Source organism: Pseudoalteromonas sp. NBT06-2, assembly GCF_002276045.1.
In the GTDB taxonomy this organism is placed as follows: domain Bacteria; phylum Pseudomonadota; class Gammaproteobacteria; order Enterobacterales; family Alteromonadaceae; genus Pseudoalteromonas.
In genome coordinates this window covers 1-8,893 of sequence record NZ_NQMR01000207.1, presented here as the reverse complement: position 1 = coordinate 8,893, position 8,893 = coordinate 1, and the positions used below count along the sequence as shown (strand labels likewise).

3 protein-coding genes are annotated in these 8,893 nt (G+C 36.8%); all 3 read left to right on the top strand.

Annotation, left to right across the window (positions count from 1 at the left end):
• Positions 1-161: 161 nt before the first annotated feature.
• The 3 genes from CJF42_RS23860 to CJF42_RS23850 all read left to right on the top strand — a co-directional run bounded on the left by CJF42_RS23860 (position 162) and on the right by CJF42_RS23850 (position 8,622).
• Positions 162-494: a response regulator receiver protein gene (locus CJF42_RS23860; protein ID WP_095369044.1), complete on the top strand. Its 333-nt coding sequence runs from the start codon at positions 162-164 to the stop codon at positions 492-494.
• Between the two features lie 59 nt (positions 495-553).
• Complete coding sequence (locus tag CJF42_RS23855) at positions 554-7,942, top strand: toxin TcdB middle/N-terminal domain-containing protein (protein ID WP_095369043.1); 7,389 nt, start codon at positions 554-556, stop codon at positions 7,940-7,942.
• 89 nt (positions 7,943-8,031) lie between these two features.
• Positions 8,032-8,622 carry a hypothetical protein gene (locus CJF42_RS23850; protein ID WP_141235647.1) on the top strand — a complete coding sequence of 197 codons (591 nt, stop codon included), beginning with the start codon at positions 8,032-8,034 and terminating at the stop codon, positions 8,620-8,622.
• Positions 8,623-8,893 lie beyond the last annotated feature (271 nt).

Genomic DNA, 8,893 nt, shown 5'->3' with positions numbered 1-8,893 from the left:
CATGCGCCTATTGTGGTGAAGAAATGGAACTTACTCGGTTGTTTCATCCAGAGAAGGGGTTTTTCTATGATATATTTGCATCAGATTAGGTGTAGGTGTTCATTTGTAACAAAGCATGTAATACAATCAATAAAAATAATTTTAGGAACAAAATAAAAATAATGAACCACATAACTAAACTTGCAATATTTCTTATAAGTACAATAAGTTTTTCAATTAATGCCGGCGCTACGTGGCACACTTCACAAGTAAATACTATCTATCCCTTAAGTAACGGTACTATCGTATTAACATTTAAAACACACAACACCCAGTGCACTAACAGTAGTAAATATTATTATATAACTGTTGGTAAAAACGGTGTAAAAGCAGAAGCAATGCCAAACATTTTATCTGTTGCATTAACAGCTGCAACATTAGGTAAACCATTAACCATTAATTTTGAGAGCTCAGACTCAGTATGCTATATCAACCGGGTAATGTTAAAGTTTTAATCGCACTTAACATCATAAAATTTATAATGATTTAGTAAAATAATTGCTTGGAAAATGTAATGACCCTTGTCAAAAATAAATTAAAATTAGTGTCCGCGTTATTTGCGGTCGCCACTTCAACCGTATTTGCAAGTTCAACCTGGATCCCTATTAGTACAGGAGATATAACAACATTTGTTCCTTTACCAAAAATAGGCATTGATAGTACTACGCCCTATTCTTCTGGTAATAATATACATATAAATGTGGGCAATATTGGCGCAACACAAGCATATTACTTTCGAGCACAGGATACTGATACCGGAACATTCGGTGCGTGGCAATGCAAAACTGCTGAAAATGTCACCATTAACAATAATCAAATTATCATTAATGATATGCCTTCGGCTGGGCATTATAGATATCAAGTTTCAGCTTGTATGTCTGGAAATAGCTGCGATACAAACGCATTCACATCAGGAAAACTAACTTGTTCTGATACAGCTAACAGTAATAAAGTCGAAGTGGAAAACGTATTTGGCACTAGAAGTGTCACTCCTAGTAGTAGTAAAACAGATTACATAGGCGCCACTACAGCACAGTTTAAAGTATCAGAAATGGGTGCTGCAACATATAATGTACCTATTAACATTCCAGCAGGTACTGCTGGAGTGCAGCCCCAAGTATCACTTAGTTACACATCTCAAGGTGGCGATGGTTTAATGGGCAGGGGCTGGAATTTAAGTGCTGCCTCAGGGATCTCTCGCTGTCCAAAAAACAAATTATATGATGATATACAAGATGGTATAACATTCAGTAATAACGATCGATTATGCTTAGATGGTCAAAGACTCGTTTTATCAAAAAGCTCTCGTTCACTAACCAATGCAGCGGGCACCTCAGATACCTTTGACTCACTTAACAAAGAAATAAAAAACTTTAAAGATACCGATTCCGCTTATTGGGCTAGTAACGCCAGCTATGTGACAACCAAAGACAGCTTTAATAAAATTAAACCTCATTATAAAAATGGGGTTTTAAGTGCTTTTACTGTTGAAACCAAATCTGGAGAAATACATTACTATGGCGATCATAAAGCAATTACATCAGGGACTTCATTAACACAAGTTCCATTTAACTCAGCTTATGCTATTCCACAAAATGCTCCCTATTCAAATAGCTACATGAGTGATGCTTTATTATTACAACCTTCTACTACAGCTGTACCAAAATCCTGGTTACTTAAAGCAGTGCAGGATGTTAAATATAACTATTTTTATTATGTTTATGACACTAAACGCAGCACTGGTGAAAATTACTTAACAACAATAAACTATACAGGAAACACCAAAAAATCATTATCAGCATATGCTCAAGTTAAATTTAATTATAAAGAAAATAAAAAAATAAAAGTAGGTTGGCAATATGGTTCACCAGTCGCTTCTACTAAATTATTAACTTCAATTGAAGTGAAAGTTGACAATGTTGAGCATCGAAAATATGCATTAAGCTACTTAGAGTCAGATTTTTTGGAAGAAAAAAATTATTTACAAACCATAACAGAATCAGTAAATAACAAAAATCTTAAATCTTTAAGCTTTGACTGGCAAAAAGCACCTGCGATTACATCTGGTACTAGGGAAGAATGTACTTATGAAGATATTGGCTCTGGCCCTCCAATCAAAGAATGTTATCAAGTCCCAACTACAGATTCTTTTAAAGCATTTGAAGAGTATAATGCAAAAACAATTTCAGTCAGTAATTATTCAAAAGCCCAAATTTTTGATTTTAATGGCGATGGTTTTACAGATATCGTATACCCAAAAAGTGGTTGGCGTGTAAAATATGGTCCTAATTATACAACTGAACAAGTAATCACATCTAATACTTCACTCGATAACAAAGCTGAATATGCACAAATACTTGATTACAATGGTGATGGGGTACAAGATTTATTAGTCGCAAAAGATAAAGACTCAAGCTGGTATGCTCTTACTCATAAATCAAAAAAAGTCACATCAACATCATGCCCTTCGAATAACCCTAGGGATGAAATAATCGAACCTGAACTTGATCCATGCCGTACTTATACTTACCAAACTAATACCTCTTCACTTGGTAAACAGGCACATGGGCTTGAAGGTCGTATTCGAATAATGGATATCGATGGCGATGCTGATTTAGATATTGTTTTTAGCAAAAGCAGTAGCAGTTTAGTGATCCATTGGTATGAAAACTTATCGAATGGTAATTTTTCAGCTGAAAAACAACTCGTTAGCATTCCTGGATATCAAAACAACATAGACTTAGGTCGTGACGAAACAACTGTCACAAATAAAATCAACAATGGTAAAACGCAATACGATAAAACAGCTGGATTCGCTCACTCTGCATTTTTTGATGTAGATGGCGATGGAAAAACAGAATTATTAATTGGCCGAAGTACAACAATTAAGACATGTAAAACAGATGGTCAAATTCAGGCAGTAAATTTACAAAGCACATCAGCTGTTACAATTCAAAGGACCAACAGGCAATGTAGTACTTCTTATGATAATGCATGGTATTTATACAGTGCTAAAGATTGGTCAAAACCGCTTACAACTTATTCTGGAAATGCGTTTAACAACCCTAGAATTGTAGACCTAAATGGTGATGGTTTAAGCGATATTTTATGGCGAAATGGCGATACATTGGTATATCGCTTATCAAATGGTAAAACCTTACTTGATAGAAAAACGGCAAAATGGTCAACTAATTCAAACATAATAGTCAATAGCGACCAAGACGATAATTCATATTATATGGATGTATCAGCAGATGGTAGAACAGACTTACTTATTTCAAACACAACAAAAAATAGCTGGACCAGTTATTTTGCAAAACCATTAATAGACGACCCCAGCGTTGTAACATTTCAAAAGCGCGGCACTATGTCGTTTACAAAAGATGCCATGATGCAGTTTGGTGATGTAAATGGCGATGGCAAAATGGATTTGTTGCAAGGTAAAGATAGTAAATGGACGGTAAAATACGGCCGTGGAGCCAATAAGCTTTATGATGTGATCAGTCAATTTGATAATGGCTATGGCGTTAAAAACTTTATTAACTATGCCAATATAACCAGTAAATATGATAATTTCAGACATGATCTAGTGAAAACCTATTTAGACACTGAATCAACACAAGCTTTTGATAGTGATGGTAACTTACATAAAGACTACTTTTCCCCCAAAGCTGGTGTTTTTGTGGTTTCTCGAGTCAGTAGTGATGTCACCGACAGCACTACTGCATCTGTCATATACCAATATGGCGGGTTACTGATCCATAAAAATGGTCATGGTAATTTAGGGTTTGAGCGTATCAGAACAATTGATCCACAAACCTGTCCTACCAGCACTGCGCTTGAACGTATTTTTATGGGTAAAGATTCTGAAGGCGAGCCGATTTATCGTTATGAAGAAAAAAGCACCACTGATTATAATGCTTGTGTTACGACAGAAACCACTTACCATCAATTAGCGCCTTACACCGGTATGCCTAAATCCACAACGCAAACATTAGGTGTTGGTAATAATCAAAAATTAATGAGTTTTGCTAAAAACACCTGGAAACATCAAAAAAGTATCAATGGTGCTATACAAGTTTATTTACACAAATCAGACGAAAAAGCATATACCTTAAATAAAACTTTATCTGAATCAAAACAGTTAAATACCACAGCGACCACAAATTACCAAAGTAGTTACGGTAATTTAACCAGCGCCTCAGTTACAGTAACCAATGCAGAAAATTCAAATGATAAACATGTCACCACAACCTCTAACATTTATGGCAACAGTGCAGCAACAAAAGTTTTAGGGCGATTATCAAAATCAACTGTGACTAAATACCAACTTAATAACGGTGTAAAAGCTGCTGTAAGTGATAATAGCGCGAATAATATTATACGAACAGCCAACTTCACTTACCTCAGTAATGGCTTACTTAACACTGAAAGCAATGAGTTAGGTAAAACAACTCATAGTTATGATGATTGGGGTAATAAAACGGGCAAGTCATTTGTAGCAACAAATGCAACCAACTCAATAAATACCCGCTCAAGTAGCACAGTATTTGATAGCAGAGGTCGTTTGCCTATTAGTCAAACCATTAATGGTGACAGTAATTATCAAACAATGACGCAGTACACTGGTAGTGCTGGTAATAATGGCACTAGCCCTAAAGGACGTATCACAAAAACAGTAGTCACCTCACAACACGGTGCAAAAAAAGAAACCTCATTCGATATTTTTGGTCAAGCAACAGCATCTTTAACTAAAACTGCGGGGAATATGCCGACCTTAGAACAAAAAACCTTTAAGAGCTTTTGTAATGGCAGCTGTAATATACCCGGTGCTTTTATTAAAATAATCACGGTATCTAGTGGCGCACCAGAAAAACAAGTTTATCTTGATAAATGGGGCCGCACACTTATTACAAAAGTACAGCGCGCATCCGATTTTGGCGGTGGTTGGTTTGTACAAGAACAAACTTATGATCTACAAGGTAAGCCCTATACAGTAAGCACATCCGGTGTTAACGTTGCGGGGAGTGATATCACAACCTACGCTTATGATAGGTTAGGTAGAGTTTACCAAGAAGAACGCCCTCGAGGTAAAGTTGTACGTGAGTTTGACCATAGTACCACCACCACTCTCAGTTATGATGCCGGCAGCATTGCTAATAAAGTAGTTGAAACAAAAAACTATATAGGTCAATTAAGCAAAGTTATCAATTTTGATGACTCGATAGCGACGACTAATTTAACTTACCAATATAATGCCAATAATGATCTGCTAAAAGCAATCGTAAATGGACGCACGCAAGTCACTAATAATATAGATAGTCTAGGTCGTAAAACAAGTATGGCTGATGCTGATAAAGGCACTTGGCAATATTGGTATAATAGCCATGGCGAACTTTATCAACAGACTAATAGTGATAACCAAACTACAAGCTTTAAATTTGATAGTTTTGGCCGTAAATTATCACGCCTCGATACTGACGGTTTAACTTGTTGGGCTTATGCAGCACGAAATCAAGGTAATGAACTTGCTGGTAAATTAACCAAAGTGGGATATAAAAAAGGCTCCGGACAATCACACAGTCAGTGTAGTAATTTATCCAATGCCAACTACCAAGATGAATTTAGCTATCGCGATAATTTACAAGTAGGCGAAACCAAAACAACTATCGACGGTGAATCATTTACCACCGCATTACATTATGATGCCTTTAATCGAGTTAAATATACCCAATATCCAGCTAAAGGCTTTGCAGTCAAGCAAAACTATAATGAATTTAGCCAACCTATTAGCCTAGTTAATGCAGATACCGGGTACGTATATTCGCAAGTAAAAGAAATTAATGCCTCAGGTAAAGTGACATCGGTTAAATATGGTAATAATGTCACTGAAAATAAAAGCTATGATGCAGAAACTGGATTTATTGACTCAATAGGTGTTAAAGGCAACTATATTAACGTTGCACAAAATTATAAGTTTGATGATTTAGGTAATTTACTTGAACGCTCGCATAACTTTGGTATGAGTAGCAATCAAAATTATTGTGAAAAGTTTGCTTATGATGGATTAAACCGCTTAGATTATACGCGTATCTATGCTGGTAAAACAGCCTGTACCTCAGGGTATGTCACTGAAGACTATAGTTATGATGCCTTTGGCAATTTAACTAAAAAAGGCAATAGCGGTACTTATCGTTATTTCAGCAATAGTAACCGCTTACATAAAGTCGGCGCTAAAGTATTAAGTTATGATAATCGCGGTAATGTTGAATCAGACGGCAGCCGCCAGTTTAAATATACTTCTTACGATAAACCATATGAAATAACCAAAGGGAGTATTAAAACCACGATGGAGTATGGTTATGCCCGTGATATGTATCGTCGTACAGATGTACGTAGCACAGGAATTACAAGTACTTTATATGTAAAAGGTTTATACGAACGCGTCATTACACCAACCAATAAAGAACATAAGTTTTATGTCGGTAATGCCATTATTACAGAACGCGATACTGGCGTGACATATGAAACATTATATATCCATAAAGACCATTTAGGCTCTACGACCAGCATTACAGATCAAGCTGGACGAATAGTGCAACATGTACGTTATGATGCTTGGGGTAAACAAAGTCGATTTTATACTTCGGGCTCTCTATTGAGCATGCTAAAACAACAAAGTCCAGCTGAAAGCAAAGGATTTACCGGTCATAAAGAGTTATCTGATTTAGGCATTGTTCATATGAACGGTCGGATTTACGATCCAACGTTGGGTAGGTTTTTGCAGGCTGATCCGCATATTCAGGCACCGAAAAATAGTCAGAGTTACAATCGTTATAGTTATGTCTTGAACAATCCTATGTCTATGACTGATCCTAGTGGTTATTTCTTTAATAAGTTATTTAAAGGATTAAATAAGGCTCTTGGAAAATTTGCACCATTTGTAGCTATCGCGATAACAATTATGACTGGTGGGGCGGGAGCACCTTTGTGGCAAGCAATGGCTGGAGGTTTTTTTGCTGGAGGGATCGCTACAGGGTCACTGAAAGGTGCTTTAGTTGGAGCATTCGCTGCTGGAATGTTTAATCAAATAGGAACACATTTTCAAGGAGTTTCCAAAGCCGCAGGCGGAGTTTTATCGTCAGGTATGAAGTTCGCTAAGGTTATGGCGCATGGAATGGCTGGGGGGATTAGCAGTGTGCTCAATGGCGGAAAATTCGGACATGGATTTGCAAGTGCTGGAGTTAGCCAAGCAATGGGTGGAACCATCGATGGTATCTCAACCAAAGTGGGTAGAATTGTTGCGTCAGCAGTAGTTGGGGGAACTGTTTCTGAAATAACTGGCGGTAAATTTGCAAATGGAGCTGTAACTGGAGCTTTTTCACGGGCATTTAATGAAGAAATGCATCCGAGAAAAGGTTCGCCAATTACTGAAGACCAAATGGCATTAGCCAAAAATGGTAAATACAAAGAGTTTTGGCGTTCTAGATATGATGATGGAGATCCTGTTGCAAAAACAGCTCTGACAGGATGGGGAGATGCCGATTATGTGGGAGCTAGCACAGTCGAAAAGCTAGCTGCTGCCCATACTTGGTCAGACCTAGAAGGTTATATTCAGGGCAACGACTTAAGTATATCAATGGAACAAATAGGGGCAGAACTAGCACTTGCTCACGCGCAGGCTGTGATGGGAGATACGTCAGGTATAAGTAACTTACTTAATCCTCAACAGGTAGCTGATTATCATCATGCTGTATTTGCAAATCACGGAATACCTGCTCATATTTTTGGAGGTACGCATTCAATACCTGGTGTATATGTTCCAAATGCAACCGGGTGGTCTCCAGTAATGTTTGACGCAAACAGTTATAGTAATATGTGGTGTAATGGATGTGACCAATGATGAAATATATGCGAAATGTAATTAAAGTAGCGGGGCTTTTATGTGTCGTTACATTAGCGAACGGGTGTGATAATTCAGGGCAGACTAATATGGAAAATGTTTTTGTTCAATTTACAGATACATCACTTCAAATACCTAAAAAGGTGATCATTGGCAATTTGCCAAAATCTGTAGTTTCTGAAGATGGCTTGGATGAAAAAACTGATGAAATATCCCTAAAAGTTCCCTTAATGGAAATTGGGATTGGAGATAGTATAGGTCAGTCACTCATGGAAAATGTAATAATACTTATTGGTAGCTCAGGAAATATGAACGTTTCTCAGGACGCGAAGGATGCTCTAACAGGAAAAGGGTTGTATAAAAATCGAGTCGTATCAAAAGATCCTACTCTAGATTTTTATCGAGTATATTCTAAATCTGGTCACCCTAAAATATGGCATTACGTCAAAACTGACTCTGGCATTATTGATGAATCTAGTCCATGGATAGGAAGCTGTACGGTGGGTCCACTTGAAGATGAAAAAAAAGACCTGAGTAACGTTAAATGTAATGCTAAATCTAGTTATAAAGATGTTGTTTTTCAATATACAACAAGTGCAAAATATTTTTCATCGACCTATGAATTAGAATTATTGATTGTTGCCAAGTTAAAAGAATGGGACACATCAGGTATTCATTAGGGCTTCATATCAAAGGGGTGGAACACTTTTATTCCCCCCCCCTACGTGGCTAGTTGCCCGAAGGTTTAGCTTCTTTGGGAGCAAAATATGAAATAGCCCTATATAACTATAGGGCTTTTTATTAAAAGTTGAACAATAAATAGCTATATTAGGTGGTATTGAAACAGATCAATTTTACCTCAGATTATTTGATGTTTATTTTATGATGAAATATTAATATGTTAGGGTTAACAACTATAGACACCCATAAAATTTGGCCATCTAAACGTTA